At 55.7% G+C, this 20,513-nt stretch carries 15 protein-coding genes and 3 pseudogenes; 6 read left to right on the top strand and 12 right to left on the bottom strand.

Annotated elements, in window-relative coordinates; all coding sequences use genetic code 11:
• The first annotated feature begins 153 nt into the window (after window positions 1-153).
• Window positions 154-1,200 carry a transcriptional regulator GcvA gene (gene gcvA, locus HB779_RS24130; protein WP_188346444.1) on the top strand — a complete coding sequence of 349 codons (1,047 nt, stop codon included), beginning with the start codon at window positions 154-156 and terminating at the stop codon, window positions 1,198-1,200.
• A 9-nt stretch (window positions 1,201-1,209) separates the two neighbouring features.
• A complete protein-coding gene (locus HB779_RS24125) occupies window positions 1,210-2,385 on the top strand; it encodes an aminotransferase (protein ID WP_188346443.1) in 1,176 nt (391 codons plus the stop codon).
• 40 nt (window positions 2,386-2,425) lie between these two features.
• Here HB779_RS24125 and ggt read toward each other — a convergent pair whose 3' ends face one another.
• Window positions 2,426-4,171: a gamma-glutamyltransferase gene (gene ggt, locus HB779_RS24120; RefSeq protein ID WP_188346442.1), complete on the bottom strand. Its 1,746-nt coding sequence runs from the start codon at window positions 4,169-4,171 to the stop codon at window positions 2,426-2,428.
• 149 nt (window positions 4,172-4,320) lie between these two features.
• On the opposite strand from ggt, the gene soxR reads away from it, so the two are divergent.
• Window positions 4,321-4,785: a redox-sensitive transcriptional activator SoxR gene (soxR, locus tag HB779_RS24115; protein WP_188346441.1), complete on the top strand. Its 465-nt coding sequence runs from the start codon at window positions 4,321-4,323 to the stop codon at window positions 4,783-4,785.
• Window positions 4,786-4,845: 60 nt separating this feature from the next.
• On the opposite strand, the gene HB779_RS24110 is transcribed toward soxR, so the two are convergent.
• The 6 genes and pseudogenes from HB779_RS24110 to HB779_RS24085 all read right to left on the bottom strand — a co-directional run bounded on the left by HB779_RS24110 (window position 4,846) and on the right by HB779_RS24085 (window position 11,024).
• Window positions 4,846-5,985 (bottom strand): Gfo/Idh/MocA family protein, encoded by a 1,140-nt coding sequence (locus HB779_RS24110; protein ID WP_188346440.1) that lies wholly within the window; start codon window positions 5,983-5,985, stop codon window positions 4,846-4,848.
• Window positions 5,986-5,999: 14 nt separating this feature from the next.
• The gene (locus HB779_RS24105) at window positions 6,000-6,746 is read right to left on the bottom strand and encodes a sugar phosphate isomerase/epimerase (RefSeq protein ID WP_188346439.1); all 747 of its coding nucleotides are present in this window, start codon (window positions 6,744-6,746) and stop codon (window positions 6,000-6,002) included.
• A gap of 22 nt (window positions 6,747-6,768) precedes the next feature.
• A pseudogene (locus HB779_RS24100) lies at window positions 6,769-7,870 on the bottom strand (ABC transporter ATP-binding protein).
• A gap of 45 nt (window positions 7,871-7,915) precedes the next feature.
• A pseudogene (locus tag HB779_RS24095) lies at window positions 7,916-8,816 on the bottom strand (carbohydrate ABC transporter permease).
• Window positions 8,813-9,706 (bottom strand): carbohydrate ABC transporter permease, encoded by an 894-nt coding sequence (locus tag HB779_RS24090; protein WP_188346437.1) that lies wholly within the window; start codon window positions 9,704-9,706, stop codon window positions 8,813-8,815. Before HB779_RS24090 ends, HB779_RS24095 begins: the two are co-directional and overlap by 4 nt.
• A gap of 73 nt (window positions 9,707-9,779) precedes the next feature.
• Window positions 9,780-11,024, bottom strand: a complete 1,245-nt coding sequence (locus HB779_RS24085; protein ID WP_188346436.1) for an ABC transporter substrate-binding protein — start codon at window positions 11,022-11,024, stop codon at window positions 9,780-9,782.
• A gap of 350 nt (window positions 11,025-11,374) precedes the next feature.
• Between HB779_RS24085 and HB779_RS24080 the strand changes: the two genes are divergently transcribed.
• The gene (locus tag HB779_RS24080) at window positions 11,375-12,430 is read left to right on the top strand and encodes a LacI family transcriptional regulator (protein WP_188346435.1); all 1,056 of its coding nucleotides are present in this window, start codon (window positions 11,375-11,377) and stop codon (window positions 12,428-12,430) included.
• Here HB779_RS24080 and HB779_RS24075 read toward each other — a convergent pair.
• From HB779_RS24075 to HB779_RS24055, 5 genes are read right to left on the bottom strand one after another with little or no spacing between them, the layout of a single operon-like run.
• Window positions 12,427-13,194 carry an SDR family NAD(P)-dependent oxidoreductase gene (locus tag HB779_RS24075; RefSeq protein ID WP_188346434.1) on the bottom strand — a complete coding sequence of 256 codons (768 nt, stop codon included), beginning with the start codon at window positions 13,192-13,194 and terminating at the stop codon, window positions 12,427-12,429. The two genes, HB779_RS24080 and HB779_RS24075, sit on opposite strands and share 4 nt — an antisense overlap.
• Window positions 13,195-13,231: 37 nt before the next feature.
• The gene (locus HB779_RS24070; RefSeq protein WP_244642864.1) at window positions 13,232-14,089 is read right to left on the bottom strand and encodes a PCC domain-containing protein; all 858 of its coding nucleotides are present in this window, start codon (window positions 14,087-14,089) and stop codon (window positions 13,232-13,234) included.
• Window positions 14,082-14,885 carry an SDR family NAD(P)-dependent oxidoreductase gene (locus HB779_RS24065; protein ID WP_188346432.1) on the bottom strand — a complete coding sequence of 268 codons (804 nt, stop codon included), beginning with the start codon at window positions 14,883-14,885 and terminating at the stop codon, window positions 14,082-14,084. The genes HB779_RS24070 and HB779_RS24065 overlap by 8 nt, the downstream gene beginning before the upstream one ends.
• Window positions 14,885-16,786: a TRAP transporter large permease subunit gene (locus HB779_RS24060; protein ID WP_188346431.1), complete on the bottom strand. Its 1,902-nt coding sequence runs from the start codon at window positions 16,784-16,786 to the stop codon at window positions 14,885-14,887. Before HB779_RS24060 ends, HB779_RS24065 begins: the two co-directional genes overlap by 1 nt.
• Window positions 16,787-16,796: 10 nt before the next feature.
• Window positions 16,797-17,813: a TRAP transporter substrate-binding protein gene (locus tag HB779_RS24055; RefSeq protein WP_188346430.1), complete on the bottom strand. Its 1,017-nt coding sequence runs from the start codon at window positions 17,811-17,813 to the stop codon at window positions 16,797-16,799.
• Between the two features lie 226 nt (window positions 17,814-18,039).
• Between HB779_RS24055 and HB779_RS24050 the strand changes: the two genes are divergently transcribed.
• Both HB779_RS24050 and HB779_RS24045 read left to right on the top strand, forming a co-directional pair.
• Window positions 18,040-18,909: an IclR family transcriptional regulator gene (locus HB779_RS24050; protein WP_188346429.1), complete on the top strand. Its 870-nt coding sequence runs from the start codon at window positions 18,040-18,042 to the stop codon at window positions 18,907-18,909.
• Window positions 18,906-20,512 (top strand): annotated as a pseudogene (locus HB779_RS24045) (acyl-CoA synthetase). The gene HB779_RS24050 and the pseudogene HB779_RS24045 overlap by 4 nt, the downstream one beginning before the upstream one ends.
• The last annotated feature ends 1 nt before the right edge of the window (window position 20,513 follow it).

Genomic DNA, 20,513 nt, shown 5'->3' with positions numbered 1-20,513 from the left:
ACCAATCCGCTATGCTCGTTCCCCTGGGCTTAAGCCTCTATTCCCGGCATTATCGGTACAAAAGTCTTGGAAAAGCAATTGACATTGTTGTAGGCTTTTATGTGAAAAAAACTCACATGACAAATGTGCGTTTGAGTTCTAATGGAGTCTTTCATGACACCCGGCCGGCTGCCCCCACTCAATCCTTTGCGTGCCTTTGAAGCGACGGCGCGGCATGGTTCCGTGACGGCTGCGGCACGTGAGCTTAATGTGACGCACGGTGCCATCAGCCACCAGATCAAGGCGCTGGAAACGACACTTGATGTGCAATTGTTCGAGCGCGGCGCGCAGCGGCTGAAACTCACCGCGCAGGGAGCGCTTCTGCTGCCCACCGTATCAAAAGCTTTTGAAGATATCGCCACGGCGACGGCGCTGATGAAGCGCCCAACGACGAAGGGTGAACTGACGGTTACCTGCGTCCCGGCGCTTCTGTCGCTCTGGCTCATTCCGCGCATGAACCAGTTCACAGAGCAGTATCCGGATATCCGGCTCACGTTGATTGCCACCAACGAGGCGGATCGTCTTTTGTCCACGGATGTGGATGTCTGTGTGCTTTACGGCGACGGCAAATGGTCCGATTGCTGGACGCGGCTATGGAGTACGTTGAAGCTGTTTCCAGTGGCCAGCCCGACGCTGCTCAACAGCAGGCCGCTGCGATCTGTCCGCGACTTGCGCAATCACGTGCTGCTGCATGGCGATGACGGACGCGAATGGGACACATGGCTGGCGGCGGCCGATGCCACCGATCTGGCACGTGGCGCACAGCATTTCATGAGCGATGCACGTCTGTCGACCGAAGCGGCGCTTTATGGTCAGGGCATATCGCTTGGCGATACAATCACCGCCAGCAACCTGATTGCCAAGGGCGAACTCATCGTGCCTTTTGATCTGACGGTGCCAGCCAATGATGCGTTTTATGTTGCCTGCCGCAACGAGGTGCGCAACGCACCTATCGTCAAAGTGTTTATCGACTGGCTGTTTGCCTCACTGGACGCCGATACCATCACCGAACCGCAGACGTCGGCACGCCGGATCATCCGCCGCCGCAGTGGCAAAGTCAGTGCTCCCGAGCTTTTGACCGCACCGCCATCCATCCCCGTCACACGCCCCAAACGAGTTGATCGCACGCAAAAGCGCCGCGTTAAAACCGATATCCGATAGGACTTGCCCATGACTGCCGCTGTGCTGAATTCGCTCGTCACCCGTCTGTCACCGCCGCCGATCCCGGCAGTGCAGGCCTGGGGCAGGTCGTATACGGGCACGCATGGGCCATTGATTGATCTATCGCAGGCGGTTCCAGGTTATCCGCCGCATCCGGACATGCTGAAATGGCTGGGCGAGGCGTCCTCATCCGTTGCCTATGCCAACTATGGCCCCATCGAGGGCGAAAGCGTGTTGCGTACGGCCTACGCGGCGCATGTGTCAGAGCTTTACCGTGCCGGAATTGCTGCTGAGAATATCCACATCACGTCGGGCTGCAATCAGGCCTTTATCTGCGCAGCGATGGCTGTTGCGGCGGCGGGTGACACGGTGCTGATGAGTGATCCGTTTTATTTCAATCACGAGACCACACTGTCCATGCTCGGTATCAAAACGGGCTTCGTCGCCTGTGATGCCGAAGACGGTTTTGTGCCGACGGTAGAAGCGGTCGAGCAGGCATTGGTGCCGGGCGTGCGGGGGCTGGCGCTGGTTACGCCGAACAATCCGACAGGCGCCGTGTATTCGCCGGAGCGTCTCAAGGCGATCTTCGATGTCTGCAAGCAGCATGGCATCTGGCTTATTCTTGACGAGACCTATCGCGACTTTCTGCTGGAAGGGGCCGGTGCACCGCATGGGCTTTTGAACGAGGCAGGCTGGGAAGACAATCTGATCCAGCTCTACAGCTTTTCCAAATCTTTCTGTATTCCGGGACACAGGCTGGGCGCGATCACAGCAGGCGAAACTGTTGTCACGGAAATTGCCAAGATCATGGACAATCTGCAAATATGTGCACCGCGCGCGCCGCAGATTGCGGTGGCCCAAGCGCTTCCGGCTTTGAGTGACTGGCGCTCCGGCAACCGGCATGAGATCGATACCCGGGCTCAGGCGTTGCGCGAAGTCATGACTGGCCTCGGCGGCTGGCGGCTTGAAGCGATCGGCGCATATTTTGCCTTCGTACGCCATCCGTTTGCAGAGAGATCATCGGTGGAAGTTGCTGAACATCTGGCCAAACAGGCAGGAATATTGGCCATTCCGGGCGAATATTTCGGAGCAGGCCATACTGAGTTTCTGCGTTTTGCCTTTGCCAATGCCGATGCTGCAACCATCCGGCAGCTGCGTGACCGGATGCTTGATTTCAGCTTGTGAGAAATGGGCTGGCAGTTTGCCGCCAGCCCGATTGATCCCGTCAGTAGCCCTTGGCCTCGCCGGAGCTCGCGCGGCTGTCAATCGCACCGTTGTAACGGGCGCCGTCACCCTTTTCGATGACTGAAAGGCTTTCACCACCGACGAGAATGCCGGCAGCCTGACCCCAGATTGACCAGTCCTTATCGATCTGGACTACGTGACCCATATCGCTCAGAACCTTGCGTGTGTCAGCCGACAGTGCGTAGGGCTCCATATAGACTTTGTCCGGGAGCCATTGATGATGAACGCGGGGCGCATCGATGGCTTCCTGAATATTCATGCCATGGTCGATCACATTGAGGATTGCTTCCAGCGTGATGGTAATGATGCGCGCACCGCCCGGACTGCCAATGACCATGAACGGCTTGCCGTCTTTCGAGATGATGGTCGGGCTCATGGATGATAGCGGTGTTTTCTTCGGAGCAATGGCATTGGCCTCGCCCTGCACAAGTCCGTAGAGATTGGGCACACCCGGCTTGGACGTGAAATCATCCATCTCATTGTTGAGGAGGATGCCGGTTCCCGCAGCCACGACGCCGGCGCCGAACGAACCATTCAACGTATAGGTTACCGCAACAGCGTTGCCCTCATCGTCAATGATGGAATAGTGCGTGGTTTCCTTGCTTTCGCCAAGGCCTTTGGGCATCAACTCCTGCGAAACACCAGCCTTGAACGGGCTGATCTTCTCGCGAATTTCCTTGGCATAGGCCTTGTCGAGCAGTTTCGAGACAGGATTATTGACGAAGTCCGGATCGCCAAGCGCTGAGTTGCGATCAACATAGGCATAGCGCATTGCTTCAACCATGGCATGTACAGTTTCGGCCGAGCCATAGCCGAGATAGGATAGCGGATAGCCCTCAAGTACATTCAGGATTTCGCAGATAATAACGCCGCCGGAACTGGGTGGTGGTGACGAAACGATATCATAGCCGCGGTAATTACACTTGACCGGCTCTAGTTCACGAACCGAATATTGCTCGAAATCCTGCTTTGCCAGAATGCCGCCCTTGTCCTGGCTCGCCTTGACAATCATGTCGGCAGTCGCGCCTTTGTAAAACGAATCCGGGCCTTTATCGGATATGCCGGAAAGTGTGGCGGCAAGATCAGTCTGAATCAGTGTTTCGCCAACCGCATAGGGTTTGCCATCCGGCTTCAGAAAGATGGCGGCTGCAGCCGGATCCTTCGCCAGTTTCTTGTTGCCGCTCTTTAGAGAATTGATATCGCCTTGTACCAGGGCAAAGCCATCACGGGCAAGGCGTATGGCTGGCCCGAGCAATTCCTCGCGTTTTTTGGTGCCGTATTTTGTGCGCGCAAGTTCGGATCCGGCAACGGACCCCGGCACGCCAACCGCCAGATACCCGTCGGTGCTCAGACCTTTGACGATATTGCCCTTGTCGTCGAGATACATGGTTTTGCTGGATGCAAGCGGAGCCCGCTCGCGAAAGTCGAGAAAGGTAGTCTTGCCGTCCTTGAGACGAATCGTCATGAAGCCGCCACCGCCGATATTACCCGCCGTCGGGTAAACAACAGCGAGCGCATAGCCCACCGCTACCGCTGCATCGACAGCATTGCCGCCGCTTTTCAGAACATCAACGCCGACTTCCGATGCAAGATGCTGCGCGGTCACAACCATGCCATGTTCGGCTTTTGCCGGTTCGGGCGATGCTGCAAAGGTAGTGGTGATGGGAATTGTAGATAGAGCGAGAGAGACGGCAAAAGAAACCACTGTGGTATAGCGGGGCTGCATAGGCTTTTCTCCTCCTGGCAATCACTGGTTTCATTAAAGGACCCTTTCGCAGGGCGCATGTCCAGCCCGAAAGAGCATGCCCGGCAAATTTACAAACGCGTTTTCCTTTCGTATAAACCTGAAGTATTATTGAGGTTAAGGCATAAGCAATGACAATCAAACCCGGCGAACGCAACAGGCAGTTAACAGTCGGAGAGGTGGCTTCCCGCAGTGGTGTCGCTGTTTCCACGCTGCATTTCTATGAGAGCAAAGGCCTCATCCAGAGCGAACGTAACCGGGGCAATCAGCGGCGCTACCCGCGCGAAATATTGCGGCGTGTTGCTATCATCAAGGTGGCGCAGCGCACTGGCATTCCCCTCGCATCCATTGCGGACGCGTTATCGACTTTGCCGCAAGGGCGTACGCCGACAGCTGAGGACTGGCGAAGGCTTTCGGTGGGCTGGAAGGCCGATCTGGATGAACGAATCAACAAGCTGATTGGTTTGCGAGACCAGCTCAGCACATGCATCGGCTGCGGCTGTTTATCGATGCAGGATTGTCCCTTGCGCAATCCGTGGGACGAACTGTCGGAACAGGGGCCGGGGCCGAGACTGCTCGATCCGGCAGCGGAGTAGAATAAGCGCTGCCCCTCTGCCTGAGGCAGAGGGGATGGTACACCTTGGGAGGGTGAACGCTTATTTCTTCTTGAGCAGGGATTTTGCTTCCTTGATGCCCAGAGCTTCCGGACGCGAGCACGTCGACTTGATGTCGATGAACTTCTTTTCCTCGCCGGAGCGCAGGATCGATACCATGACATCGACGCCGTGCAGTGCCCGCTCGAGGGAGCAGCGAATATCGCGGCCTTCGAGAATGGCCGCGGCCATGTCCGCAAGCCCGGCTGTCCGGTAATTGGCCATCATGCCGACCGAGTGCTTCTGGTTGGGAATGCCGAACGGATGCGACCAGTTCTTGAGCGACTTTGCCTTTTTGCCAGGCTTGGCCAGTTTGACATCGCCGCCGAAGAAATTCGGGTCGGGCAGAAACAGCGAGCCGTCAGTGCCATAGAGCTCCATGTTCGGATGGTGGTGCGCCCAGACATCCCAGCTCGCGGACAAGGTGATCGATGCGCCACTTTCAAATTCAAGCAGAGCCTGAATGGTGGTCGGTGTCGTCACATCAATTTTTTCACCCTTGCGCGGTTCACTGGAAATGGTGCGCGTGGGTGTTGCCATGGAGGTCAGAGCCGCAACCCGCCTGACCGGACCAATGAGGTTGACCAGATTGGCAATATAGTATGGGCCAAGATCAAGGATGGGGCCGCCACCCGGACGGAAGAAGAAGTCCGGGTTCGGGTGCCAGTGTTCCATGCCGTGGCTCATGACATGCGCTGTGCCTGATGTGATCGTGCCAACCTGTCCGTCATCAACAGCCTTGCGTGCCAGCTGATGTGCGCCGCCGAGGAACGTATCGGGCGCACAACCCGCTTTCAGGCCCTTCTTGTTGGCAAGTTTCTGCAGCTCCAGACCATCCTTGAGAGAGAGCGTCAGCGGCTTTTCCGAATAGAGGTGCTTGCCTGCTGAAAGGATTTGCTGCGACACGTCGAAATGCGCATCGGGAATGGTCAAATTGACGACAAGATCAATATCATCGCTGGCAAGCAGCTTGTCGATGCTGCGTGCCTCGATGCCAAATTCTTTTGCCCGTTCCTCTGCTGCCTTCTTGTTGAGATCGGCAACTGCGCGGATTTGGATGCCCTTGAACAACGGGGCCAGCTTGAGATAAGTGGCGGAAATATTGCCGGCACCGATAATGCCGATACCAAGTGTTTTGGCCATGATGCTGTCTTTCTTCAAAATGCCTTGACGGTAGCGATGGAGCGGCGGGCGAACCGCTCATCATCTGCCGGGTTGTCGTGTTCCATGACGAAATATTGAACCGGTGTGCCCTTCAGCGCGGCGAAGAGTGCCTTCCAGTCAACGGTGCCGTAGCCGACATCGGACCAGCCGTCTTCATTGGTGTTCTCGCCCGCAGGCGCGATGTCTTTCACATGGACGGCCGTAATGCGGGAGCCATAATCCTTGATCCACTGGAAAGGATCGGCGCCACCCCGGATAACCCACGCAATGTCCGCTTCCCAGGATATGCTGGGCGCTGCATCAAGGATGAGTTTTTGCGGGATAGATCCGTCAGGCAGAGCCTTGAATTCGAAATCATGGTTATGCCAGCCGAAAATGTATCCTGCATCGCTATAGGTTGCATTTGCCGCCTCAAGCCGCTTGCCGAAATCCGACCAGCCGGAAGCGGTCGCCGGACGTTCGTCTGCTGCAAGATGCGGACAGTAAATCACCTTCAGGCCAAGTGTTCCGGCGATGTCGAGAACCTTGTTCGGCTCCTTCTCCAGAAGATCGATGCTGAAGTGGCCGGACGCCATGGTCAAACCATAGGCATCAAGTGCGGCTCTGGTCGCTGCCGCATCCGTATAGACACCGCCATAACCTTCGACCTGCGCATAGCCATTTTTCTGCAGGATCGCGAGTATCTTCTCAAGCGGCGGAAAATTGCGGGAACTGTAGAGCTGGTAGGAAAAGTCAGTCACGGTCAGTACTCCATAAGGTTTGCTAGATACGGTCTTCGGTCTGGGGAGTCGAAGAGGGAGGCGAGGGCGGGATCGAAGGTAAGATGAACAATTTCGCCATTCTGGTAACGCCGTCCGGAATCGACGCGCACGGAGATGGCCTTGCCTGCAACTTTCAGCCAGACAAGGCTGTCGGCACCCATCGGCTCGTCAAGATCAACGACCGCCCGACAGGAACGTCCCGCCACGCCGGGCTGATCGCTGATGGCGATGTGCTCGGGGCGAAAACCGAAAATCACGGAACGGCCCGGTTGCAACGGTTCCTGCGCCACATAGTTTTCGAGCGAAATATCCAGGTCGGCAATGCGGAAAACCGGCTTGCCGTCTTTCTCGCCGATCTCACCTTTCAGAAAATTCATAGAGGGTGAACCGATGAAGCTGGCGACAAACAAATTGCGCGGCTTGTTGTAAATCGTCAGTGGCTCGTCCAACTGCTGAATCAGCCCGCCCTTCATCACGGCGATGCGATCCGCAAGCGTCAATGCCTCGATCTGATCGTGTGTGACATAGATCATTGTGTTGGCAAGCTTGTGATGCAGCCGTTTGATTTCCACGCGCAATTCGGAACGCAGCTTGGCGTCGAGATTGGAGAGCGGTTCATCGAAAAGGAACACGTCGACGTCACGCACCAGTGCCCGGCCGATAGCCACGCGCTGGCGCTGACCACCGGAAAGCGCTCCGGGCTTGCGCTGCAGAAGTGGGCCGATTTGCAGGATATCGGCAGCATTGGCAATGCGTTTGGCAATCTCCGCTTTCGGCAGTCCGGCAACACGCAACCCGAAGGAAAGATTTTTCTCAACCGTCATTTGCGGGTAAAGCGCATAGGACTGGAATACCATGCCGATGCCACGATCTTTCGGCTCTTTCCAGGTGACATTTTTGTCTTTGATGAAGATTTGCCCGTCGGAGATTTCCAGAAGCCCGGCAATGCAATTGAGCAAGGTGGATTTGCCGCAACCCGACGGGCCGAGCAGGACGAGAAACTCGCCATCGGCCACATCGATATTGAGGTCCTTCAACACACTTACTGAACCGTAATTGAGCGAAAGGTCTTTGATCGAAACACTGGAGCTCTTTTGGGTCATGCTGATCCGCTCCTTCTGGGTTGGAAAAATTTCCTGCATCCGCAATCATCCTTTGACAGCGCCAGCGGCAATGCCCCCTGACGAAATATTTGCCTGAAAAGAAGTAGACAAGCAGCGGCACCAGACCAGTGAGAATGGTGGCTGCCATGTTGACGTTGTATTCCTTGACGCCTTGCGTCGAGTTGACGATGTTGTTGAGCTGAACGGTCATCGGCACATTCTTCGTCCCGGCAAAGACGACGCCGAAGAGAAAATCGTTCCAGATACCTGTGACCTGCAGGATGATCGCCACGACAAAGATCGGCGCGGACATCGGCACCATGATCTGGAAGAAAATCCGCCAGAATCCCGCACCGTCCACCCGTGCGGCTTTGAACAGTTCAACCGGCAGCGACGCAAAATAGTTGCGAAACAACAGCGTGAGGATTGGCATGCCGAAAATCGTATGGATGACGATAACACCGGTAAGCGTGCCGAAGATGCCGAGATCGCGGGTGATGATCACCAGCGGATAAAGCATAACCTGATAGGGAATGAAGGCACCGAACAGCAGAATGCTGAAGAACACTTCCGAGCCCTTGAAGCGCCAGTTGGCAAGCGCATAGCCATTCACCGACGCGATCAGAATCGAGGCGATCACGCTTGGTATGGTTATCTTCACCGAATTCATGAAGCCGACCTTCAAGCCTTCGCAATAAAGTCCGGTACAGGCGCTGTCCCAAGCCGTGCTCCATGACTGAAACGTCACTTCGACGGGCGGCGAGAAGATGTTGCCAAGACGGATTTCCGGCATGCCTTTCAAGGATGTGACAATCATCACGTAAAGCGGCAGCAGATAATAAACGGCGGCGACGATTAGCACGCCATAAATCATGATGGTGGATGGTGCGAACCGCTGCGTGGGCCGCTTGCCGCGTGGTTCGTTGGTCTGGCTTGCAATGGTCATTTGCGTTTGCCCTCACGGAATTCCATCAAGGCCCACGGGATGAGGATGATGAGAACGGTTGTCAGCATGATCGTAGACGCAGCGAGGCCTTGTCCGAGATTGGCGCGGCGGAACATGAATTCGTAGACATACTTAGCGGGTACCTCACTGGCATTGCCAGGGCCGCCATCGGTCAACGCGACCACAAGATCGTAGACGCGGACAATACCGGCCGATGTCAAAACAATCGTCGTAATGAAAACCGGACGCATCATCGGGATGATGATGAAAAGGTAGGTCTTCCAGGTCGGAATGCCATCGACACGCGCCGCCTTCCAGATTTCCTCGTCAATATTGCGCAAGCCCGCAAGCATCAGCGCCATGACGAGGCCCGTGCCGTGCCACATGCCGGCGATAACGATGGCGTAGATTGCATAACGCTGATCATTGAGGATGGAGAAGGTGAAGTTCTCGAAGCCAAGATCGCGCACTACTTTCTGGATGCCGTAGGTCGGCGTCAATATCCATTGCCACACAAGGCCGGTGACGATGAAGGAAAGCGCGTAGGGATAGAGGAAGATGGTGCGGAATGTATTCTCGAAGCGAATTTTCTGGTCCATCAGCGCGGCAAGAATAAAGCCGACAATGGATGAGAAAAACAAAAGGCACACGCCAAATATGGCGAGGTTGACGGCGGAGATGTTCCAGCGGGGCGTATTAAACAGACGCACATACTGATCAAATCCGACAAAGGTCAATTCGGGCAAAGCCCGCGAAGCTGTGAAGGAATAAACAACGGTCCACAATGTGCAGCCGATGAAGACCACAAGGACGGTCGCTATCATCGGCAGCGCTGCAACCTTGGCATTCAAATTCTTGAAGAGCGTATTTGGACGTGCTGTGGAACCCATAATGTTCTCCGGCAGCCCTCTCGTAGCAGCCGGTTACTTCCGCAACCGGTAGCTACAAATGGGAAGGTAAGCTTTACTGAGCTTGCTTGATGATATCGACGAAACGCGCCTGCGCGGCATCGACACTGATGCTCGCATCGGCAAAGAATTCTTTCGTCAAATCCTCGATTTGCCCTTTGGTGTCGGCTGTCAGATTCTGATTGAGCGAAGGCAGGATATTCTCAGGGCTTTTGAGAATCTCGATGCCTTTCTTCATACAGGCATTGGCCGCTTCCAGATCCACATCACCGCGCACGGGTAATGAACCCTTGGCGAGGTTGAAGGCAACCTGCGTTTCTTTTGAAAGCAAAATGCTCGCCAGCTTGAGCTGCGCTTTGGTCACTTCAGGGTTCTGGTTCTTAGGGAAATAGAATGCATCGCCGCCCGTATCGAGGATGGCATTAACACCCAATCCGGGCAGGCAGTCGTAATCCTTGCCGGCAACTTTCTTGGCAAGTCCAAACTCACCCTGCGCCCAGTCGCCCATGACCTGCGCACCGGCTTTTCCGGTAATCACCAGATTGGTTGCCTCGTTCCATGATCGGCCCACATAACCTGGATCAACCAGATCGCGGGTCTGTGCGAAAGACTCCCAGATGGCTTTCATTTCCGGACTTGCAGCGGCTTCGGCATCCTTGTCCTGATAGACCTTCTTGAAAAGCTCCTTGCCACCAAGCGAAGGGATCATGACGTTAAAAATGGCGTTGACCTGCCATGCGTCACCCGTAGCCAAAGGAATGATACCTTTTTCCTTCAGTTTGGGCGCTGCTGCGACAAAATCCTTCCAGTTGGCAGGCACGGGCACGCCCGCATCCTTGAACGTCTCGGGATTAATCCACATCCACTGGGCTGAATGGATATTGACCGGAACGCAATAAATCTTGCCTTCATATTTGCAGGCATCGAGCAACTTTGCCGGGCGGATAAAACTCGTCCAGCCCTCCTTGGCTGCAAGTTCGGACAAGTCGGTCATCATACCGGCCTTGACCAGATCTTCGGCGTCGCGCCCGGTGTTGAGCTGTGTCGCGCCCATGGGGTTGCCGCCCAGAATACGGCTGACAATAATCGGGGTTGCGGTGGAGCCGCTACCGGCAATGGCGCCGTCGACCCATTTGTCGCCGCCCTGTTTGTCAAATGATTCTGCGAGAACCTTCGCAGCCGCTGCTTCGCCGCCTGATGTCCACCAATGGGTGACTTCGAGGTCGACAGCGCTGGCTATGCCAGTTGTCCAAAGAAATGTGGATGCAGCCAGAATGGCCATTGATGTACGGTAACGCATCGTATCCTCCCAAATCTGAAACGTTACAGGTACGGTAATTCAAAACTTTGAATGAGGCAATCGGCTGGTCTCTATTTTTTTCGATAATCGATATAATATGTGGAAGTTCGCATAAACTTCAATAAAATCATATAATTATCCGGATTTTGTAGAGAGGTGTCGCCGATTTATATGCAGGTTCTGTCGAGAGGAGCGACAGAAGTTGGCAGAAAAATTAGCTTGGACAATGATGGATCAAACCAAAATTATAAATAACTGAAACGTTACAGGTTTTCGAAAAAGGTATCTTGAAGATCAAGCTTTGCGGGTCCATACAGAGAAAAGACAGGGCTTTAACTGGTTGCAATGGCATGAACGACAAGCGGCATAATCCCAGCGATGGGGAAAGGGTGGCAGTTCTCGCGGACGGCGAGCGGCCGACGCTGAAGACGATCGCTTTCATGGCGGGGCTGGGTGTGACAACCGTATCACGCGCCCTGAAGGATGCGCCGGAGATTGGTCAGGCAACGAAGACCCGCGTAAAGCTTATAGCCAAACAGATTGGTTACCGGCCGAACCGGGCAGGTGTCCGTTTGCGCACCGGCAAAACCAATGTCATCAGTCTTGTTCTCAACGCGCAAAGCGAGATCATGGGGCTCACATCCAATCTCGTTTACGGCATTTCCGAAATTCTTGCGGAGACACCCTATCATCTGATCGTTACGCCCTATTCGCCGGAGCATGATCCGATGCATCCGATCCGCTACATCATTGAAACGGGCTCGGCGGACGGGATTATCATGTCCCAGACTGAACCATCGGATCCGCGCGTTCGTTATCTCACGGAACACGATTTTCCCTTCGCCACCCATGGACGGACCAAAATGGGGATTGAACATCCCTTTCACGACTTCGACAATGAAGCTTACGCCTATGCAGCAGTGAAAAGCCTTGTCGAACGCGGCCGGCGCAGGATTGCCATGGTTGCAGGACCGGGTCCTGCTCACACATATTATTGGCATCTCGATGACGGTTTCAAACGCGGGCTGCAGGAGTGCGGTGCAACCGGCGTGACCGTTGATCATTGGAATGGCAGTGTCTCGCTGAGCGATGTGCGCAACCGGACCGAAATGTTCATGCGCGAACCCAACCCGCCAGATGGCATTATCTGCTGTACAGGTGGGCTGGCCGTTGCCGTGGTTGCAGGTATCGAAGCTGTTGGCCTGAAACTCGGCCGTGACATCGATCTGGTGTCGAAACAGACAACAGATTTTCTGCAATGGTTTCGCCCCGAGATCATCGTGTTCAACGAGGATGTCCGTCACGCGGGGCGTGAGCTGGCCCTTGCTGTATTACGCCGGATCGAAGGACGTGATCCCACCGAATTGCAGAGCCTTAGCTATCCCGAATTGCATGAGACCGATTAGCCGATAAGCCCCCCAGCCGTGAACCCGCCATCGACGGCAAGGGTTTGGCCGGTCACATAACTTGAGCGGCTTTCATCCAGAAGAAAGGCGATTGTGCTGGCGATTTCTTCCGGTTGGCCGTAGCGACGTTGCGGTACTGTCCGGCTCCAGCCCTCGCGAATTTCCGGGGTGTGCAGCGCGGCAGCCATCGGTGTTTCGACGGGCCCAGGTGCAATAGCGTTGACGCGGATATTGTATGGGGCAAGTTCGACCGCCATCACCTTGGTGAGGTTGATGATGGCGCCCTTCGATGCGCCATAGGCAGAACGTCCGATATTGCCGCGCATGCCGGAAATCGACGCCAGATTGACGATTGCGCCGCCACCGCTTGCGGCCATGATCCGCGCACCGGATTGCGTCACCAGAAACGTACCGATGACATTGATTTCGTATATCTGCCGGAACATATCCGCGGTTGTGTCAAAGAAAGGTGTGTCGCGGCCTATTCCGGCCGAACAGACAACGCCTCGCAGCGGACCGAAGTCAGCCTCTGTCTCCGCCATGAGCGCTTCGACTGCGGTTTCGTCCGTCACATCAAGTTGTACAAGCCTGATGCGATGGGGATAGTCCCTCTCGAGTGCCGTCCGCAGACTTTCCTTCACGTCGCGGTCTGCTACCACGACCTTCCAGCCGTCACCAGCCAGCGCATGCACAGTGGCAAGGCCGATACCCGACGCACCGCCGGTAACCAGTGCTGTGCGCTCGCTCGTATCAAGTTCTGTCATCGTGAAGGTCCTCTCAATTCTCGAGGAAGAGGAACAGTCAGGCCTCTTCCAGACAAAGTTCGAAGGTGATGCAAACCGGGTTCTCGCCGCGAAGCAGTGCCCCATTGGTGATGCCGCCTTTGGTATCAACCATGGTAATTTCCAACTGTGTCCTGCTGGAGTTCGCTGAAACAAAACCTCCGGTGATGAAGACTTCAGTCGCAATGTCCCCAACTCGCGATCCGTTTGTATACCGAGCGCCTATCAGGCTGCCGACGCCGCCGCGCAGATGTGCGCCGGCCAATCCATGCTTGCGGCAGATCGCTTCGAGCGCTGTGATAATGTCTTCGTTAGGCCTGACGCGGGCGATGATTGTTCGCGGTCCTGTCGCATCCCCTGATGTTTTATCGAGAGGTACAGGATGAAAGATGGTGAAAGCGGTTTCCGCATCCGGCTCGGAAATCATGCGGATGTCTTCAACACCCCACGCCGTCGCCCGGACTGGTTGGCTGACCATGGTTTCATGTGGCAGGATATGGCCAGCACAACGCTTTCCATCCGGTTCGATCCACGTGGCATGGCAATGAATGAATGGCGCCCCATCGCGCTCACCGAAGGTCACGTTGCCGCGTTCCAGCTTCGTTTCGCCGGGTGGGGAGAATGTATCGCTGTACCACGCTGCGTGAAGATCATCTTTTGAAAGTGCGGGCATGAGATAGTGGAAGGGTTGGAACGCGCCACCTTCGATCACCAGAGCCGCCGCGCGAATATTGGCAGCAACGAGCGGCCCGGCTATGGCGTCGTTGATGCTGAGGCCGGGTTGCAAATCAAAGCTCAGCAACCGGCCAGTACCGGCAAAACTTTCAAAACGCTCTGCTGTTGCAGGGCCGGGTTGCTGCAAACGGCGGTCAGGCACCGACCACCGCCGAACAGCTTTGTCCGCCGTCAACAGGCAGGCAGACACCAGTAATGAATTTTGCTTCGTCGGAGGCAAGGAATACGGCCGCATTGGCAACGTCAAAAGCACTGCCCATCTGCCCCAGTGGCACAAGCCGGTTACGCGCTGCGATCATTTCGTCATTCGATGCATAATTGGCGGATATTTGCTTGTAGATTAGCGGGGTATCGATCATGCCCGGCATGATGCAATTGGCGCGAATACCATGCGGAGCATATTGCAGGGCGAGGGCGACCGTGGCCTGATTGACGGCTCCCTTGGCGGCGTAATAGGCGAAATAAGGATAGCCGGTCCAGCGAATGGCGGCCAGCGAAGATATGTTGATAATGGCGCCGGATTTGCGAGCCTTCATGTGCGGCAGCACGGCCTTTGCCGTGCGAAAAACGGAACCGACATTGATATCGAGTGATTTCCTGAATGTCTCATCATCCAGGTCTTCCGGACCGCCTGAAGTGGCGACGCCGACATTATTGTGCAGGATGTCGATACGGCCATAATGGTCAATCACAGTGTTCACTGCAGCGGTAACCGATTCAGTGCTTGTGACATCCGATTTGACAGCTATCGCCTTGAAGCCTTCGCTCAGAATGATCCCTGCGGTTTCTTGAGCCACATCCTCCTGCAGATCGATACAGACGACCGTTGCACCTTCCCGTGCATAGGAGACAGCAGCTGCTTTGCCATTGCTCCAGCCGGGACCCGAAGAACCCGCGCCAAAGATAACGGCGATTTTACCTTTCAGTCTGTGGGTCATTACAGGAAGCCAATCGAAATCCATGGGATTGCGGCAACAAGAATGATGCCGAGAATAAGCGCGGCAAGATAACCCCAGATCGGGCGCATGCCTTCGTCAGGGTTGACACGGCCAATGGCACAGGCGGCGTAGTAGCCGACGCCAAAGGGTGGAGCGAAAAGACCGATACCCATCGAAAGAATGACCACCATCGCATAATGCACCTCATGCACGCCGACCTGACGGGCAATCGGGAACAGCAGGGGGCCAAACAGCACGATGGCAGGAATGCCTTCGAGCACGCTGCCAAGGATGATGAAGGCGATGATCGACACTGCAAGGAACGTGATGGGTCCGCCTGGCAAGCCGGTCATGGCGGCGGCAAGATCGCGCGAGAAGCCGGACTGGGTCAATGCCCATGCCATGCCCGTTGCCGCGCCGATGATCAGCAGAATGGCGCCTGACAGCGAAGCAGTGTCAACCAGCATGGGCTTCAACCGTGCCCAGTCAAACTGGCGATAGATAAAAAGCCCGGCCAGCACGGAATAGACAATGCCTATAGTCGACACTTCCGTTGCCGTGGCCACGCCTTCAACCACAGATGCGCGAATGATGAAAGGCAGCGCAAGTGCAGGTAGAGCGATGATAAATGCCCGGCCGATCTGCCGCCCGGTTGCGCGCGTGACATGCGACAGGTCTTCGTTGCGATAGCGCCTATGGACGACGAAACACAACATCACCGCGAGAACGACGCCTGGCAGCAGCCCGCCGGTAAACAGCGCAGCAATGGAAACGCCTGTCACCGAACCAATGGTGATCAGAACGAGACTGGGTGGAATGGTTTCTGTCTGTGCGCCGGTAGCAGAGAGTAGGGCAACGAGATCACCCGGCTTGGCACCGCGCGCTTTCATTTCCGGAAAAAGCACTGGCGCGACAGCAGCCATATCCGCTGCCTTTGCACCTGAAATGCCGGATACAAGATACATGGCGCCGATCAGCACATAGGAAAGACCACCACGCACGTGTCCAAGCAGACTTGCCAGAAACTGCACCATGGCACGCGCCATGCCGGTCATCTCAATCAATACGCCAAGAAACACGAAGAGCGGCACGGCGAGCAGGATGAGATGGGACATGCCTTCATCCATGCGCCCAACGACGACAATCATCGGCACATTGGTAGTCAGCGCCAGATAGCCGAACGTGGCGAGGCCAAAGGAAAAGGCGATGGGTACCCCGCTGAGGACAAGTGCCGCAACGACACCGACAAAGAAGATCAGCAGATTGATGTTACCCAGCGGCTTCAAGGAAGGGCCCAGCAGCCAGAATATAAGGGTGAGGGCACCAATCAAAACAACGGCAGTTACCACATTGCGCAGGTTTGACACCTGAAACAGTTTGATAAATGCAGAGATGATCATCAGACCTGCGCCAACGGGCAAAGCGGCGGCGCGCCAAGCATTGGTGATCTCCAGTGCTGGCGTCGTAATGTAGGTTTCCTCGTGGGCATAGTCATAGGCGGGGTAGACGATGAACAGCAGAAATGCCAGCGCGCCGACTACGGCGACGACATCAAAGAAAGCCCGTCGCTGCGGGCTCATCATGCCGACCAGAGCTGTCATGCGCATATGCTCGCCGCGACGGAACGCAACAACGGCACCAAGCATGGCCAGCCAGAGAAAGAGGATCGATGCGAGTTCATCCGACCAGATCAGGGGCTGGTGCACAACATAGCGGGCGATGATGCCGGCAAACAGAATGACCACTTCGGCGACGACCAGAATAGCCACTGGAAATTCGATGATATGGCCGAGCATCCGGTCCAGTTTTGAAACCAATGAATGATCATTGCGTGGCGGGGGAGAAAGAATGCTCTCCCCATCCGCAGCGACAGCGCCTTCGGTCAGTCTGATCCCCGCCATCGATCCGGCCTTATGCCAATTGACCTACGACTTTTTCCAGCAGGCCCCAGGCTTCTTCGCCATATTTGCCCTTCCACTCGGAGTAGAAGCCCGCCTTGCGCAGGGCATCGCGGAATGGCACGGGGTCGGGCGTGTTGAATGTGAGGCCCTTGGCCTTCAAATCCGCCTGCAGCGTTCCCGTCAATTTTTCGACATCGTCGCGCTCTGCAAGCCCGGCCGCATTAATGTGTTTCGCTACGATGGTCTTGATATCGTCTGGCAGGGCTTCCCATGCGCGCCGGTTCGACAGGAACCAGAAGCCGTCCCACATATGGCTCGTCAGCGAGCAATATTTCTGCACTTCATAGAGCTTCGCCGTGGAGATGATAGCGAGCGGATTTTCCTGTCCTTCAACCACCTTGGTCTGCAACGATGAATAGACTTCGTTGAAATTGATGCTGGCGGGTGATGACTGGAACGCTGTGAACATGGATGTCCATAGCGGGCTGACCGGGACACGGATCTTGAAGTTTTTCAGATCATCCGGCGTCGCAATCGGCTTGGTGCTGGATGTGATATGGCGGAAGCCATTATCCCAGATTTTTTCCATGGCAACGAGATTGGATTTCTCAATCTGCTTGCGCACATGCGCGCCGAGTTCGCCATCCATGGCTTTCCAGACGGTTGCATTGTCAGGGAAGGCAAAGCCGATGCCGTTGATGGAGGCCGCTGGAACCAGCGTTGACAGGATAAGGCCGGAGAGCGTGAAGAATTCAACAGCGCCGGAGCGCAATTGGCTCAATGTGTCGGTATCGGAGCCGAGCTGGCTTGATGGGAAGATCGACAACTCGAAGCGTCCGCCCGTTTCTTCCTTGATCTTGTCTGCGGCTTCCTGCGCCCGGACATTCATCGGATGGGTGACTGGAAGGTTATTGGCATATTTGTAGGAGAATTCCGCGGCGGCAGCCGGGCGCCGCATAATAAATGGGCTGGCAACAAGGGTTACGGCAGTGCCGAGCAGCACCTGACGGCGTGACAAAGTGTTCATATGATTTCCTCCCGAACAGTGTAGCGCATTCCTTTGGAGCTCATTGGACAGACACGACCTCCATCGCGTCAATCAAAATCATAGGTCCATATTATAGAATGCAAATCCTCCTAAAGCCAGATAAAACCATAAACAAATGCTGGCATCTTGCAATAATTTTTATGGCATAGTTCAATAGTTACAGAAAATGATCCACAATATGGATCGATAAAACGTGCGGGGGAGCATGGAGGAACGCATTACGGCACCGGCCAGCCTCAATGGATCGCAAAGCGTTGACAGGGCGCTCGGCCTTTTGAGCCTTGTCAGCTATTTCGGCGATCAGGGCGGATCGCTCAGCGAGATCGTCGAGCAGGGCGGGCTGAACAAACCGACGACGCGGCGGCTGCTGCTGGCGCTTATCCGCTCGGGACTCATTGAGCAGGATAGCCAGACCCGCCGCTATTATCTGGGGCAGGAAGCCTATGTGCTGGGAACACTGGCCACCCGGCGGTACGGGCTGCTGCAGATCGCCCGTGACAGTCTGGGCATTCTCTCCGCGAAGACACAGGATACCAGCTTTCTGTCGATCCAGCGCGAGACCTATGCCGTCTGCCTGCACCGGGAAGAGGGCACTTACCCTATCCGCACGCACGCGTTGCAGGCGGGTTACCGGCATCCGCTCGGTGTTGGCGGCGGCTCGCTGGCCATTCTTGCGACAATGCCGGATGACGAGATTGATATCATTCTGGCAGCCAATGAATCTGTGCTTCTGGCGGATTATCCCAATCTCGCGCCGCCGCAGATCAAAGAAGATATCGCTATCACGCGCGAACGGGGCTTTGCGCTCAATCCCGGCCGTATTCTTGCCAATTCGTGGGGCATCGGTATTGCCATCCATTTTCCCGATGGCCGCGCAGCCGGTGCGCTGAGCATTGCTGCCATTGACAGCCGCATGCAGCCGGATCGGCAGTTGGAGCTCGCAGATCTGATGCGCATCGAGGCCAAAAAGATCGAGGCAAGATTGGCACATCTGCAGCCATTGAACGAACGGCCCAGACGGGTGCCAACGCCAGCCATGAAAGCCAGAGTTAAAGCGGAACGGATAAAAGCATGAGCAGTGGAGATGCGGCACTGATTACCGCCATGTCAAAACGTGTAATGAACCTCTCGGATTTTCTGGCGCAGACCGCCCGGCGGTTGCCGGATGAGATCGGCTTTGTCTGGGGGAAAAAAGCTGGACGTGGGATCAGCTGCAGCGGCGTGTCGATGCCATGGCTGCCGCGCTATACACCGAATTCGGAGTGGTCAAGGGCGACCGCATCCTGATCCAGTCGCAGAACTGCAACCAGATGTTTGAATCCATGTTCGCCTGCTTTCAGCTGGGCGCAGTATGGGTGCCAACCAATTTCCGCCAGACGCCAGACGAGGTCGCATATCTTGCCAAGGCAAGTGGCGCGAAGGGGATGATCTGTGGCCATCTTTTTCCCGACCATGTTGCCGCCTGCCGGAAGATCAATCCCGACCTTGCTTTCGTCATTGCTGTTGGCAAGGCAGAGTTCGGCGAGGACTATGATGACATTGTCGCACGGTTCGATGGTAAAAAGGTTGCAGTAGCGGCTGTTGAACACGACGATCCCTGCTGGTTTTTCTTCACGTCAGGCACCACAGGGCGGCCCAAGGCGGCGGTGTTGACCCATGGCCAGATGGCCTTTGTGATCACCAATCATTTGTGCGATCTTATGCCGGGAACAACCGAGAAAGATGCATCGCTGGTTGTGGCTCCGCTATCGCATGGCGCGGGCATTCATCAACTCACTCAGGTCGCGCGGGGCGCGAAAACCATCCTCTTGCCAACCGAGAAATTTGACGTGGCGGAAGCATGGCGGCTGGTCGAAAAATGGCAGGTGAGCAACATGTTCACGGTGCCGACAATCCTCAAAATGCTGACAGAGCACCCATCGGTAAATGAGCGCGATCATTCATCACTGCGCTATGTGATTTATGCCGGCGCCCCCATGTATCGTACGGATCAGATTCACGCTCTGAAGACATTAGGTCCGGTTCTGGTGCAATATTTCGGCCTTGGCGAAGTCACCGGCAATATCACCGTACTGCCACCAGCTTACCATGACGCTGGTAATGACACCCGTCTGGGCACATGCGGTTTTGCCCGCACCGGTATGCAGGTTGCCATTCAGGATGATACGGGCAAGGAAGTGGCCCCGGGCGCAACCGGCGAGATTTGCGTTATCGGCCCGGCTGTTTTTGCCGGTTATTACGACAACCCTGAAGCCAATGCGAAAGCATTTCGCGATGGCTGGTTCCGGACCGGCGATCTTGGCCATATGGACGAGGCGGGCTTCGTCTACATCACCGGCCGGGCTTCGGATATGTATATTTCCGGTGGTTCAAACGTCTATCCGCGCGAGATCGAGGAGAAGATCCTCACACATCCAGATATCAGCGAAGTGGCGGTGCTGGGCATACCCGATCCGGTGTGGGGTGAGGTCGGGTTGGCAGTTTGCGTTGCCCGCGTCGGCAGTACACCTGACGGCGATGCGATCATGGCTTGGCTGAATGGCAAAATGGCCCGTTACAAACTGCCGAAGCGGTTTGTCTTCTGGCCGGAAATGCCGAAATCCGCCTATGGCAAAATCGCCAAGAAACTCATCAAGGAAGAGCTGATCCGCCGCAACGAATTGGACCCTCCGGCGTAAT

It is taken from the genome of Phyllobacterium sp. 628 (genome assembly GCF_014189505.1).
GTDB lineage: Bacteria > Pseudomonadota > Alphaproteobacteria > Rhizobiales > Rhizobiaceae > Phyllobacterium.
The sequence above is the reverse complement of the archived record's forward strand: the minus strand, read 5'-3'. Positions and strand labels throughout refer to the sequence as shown.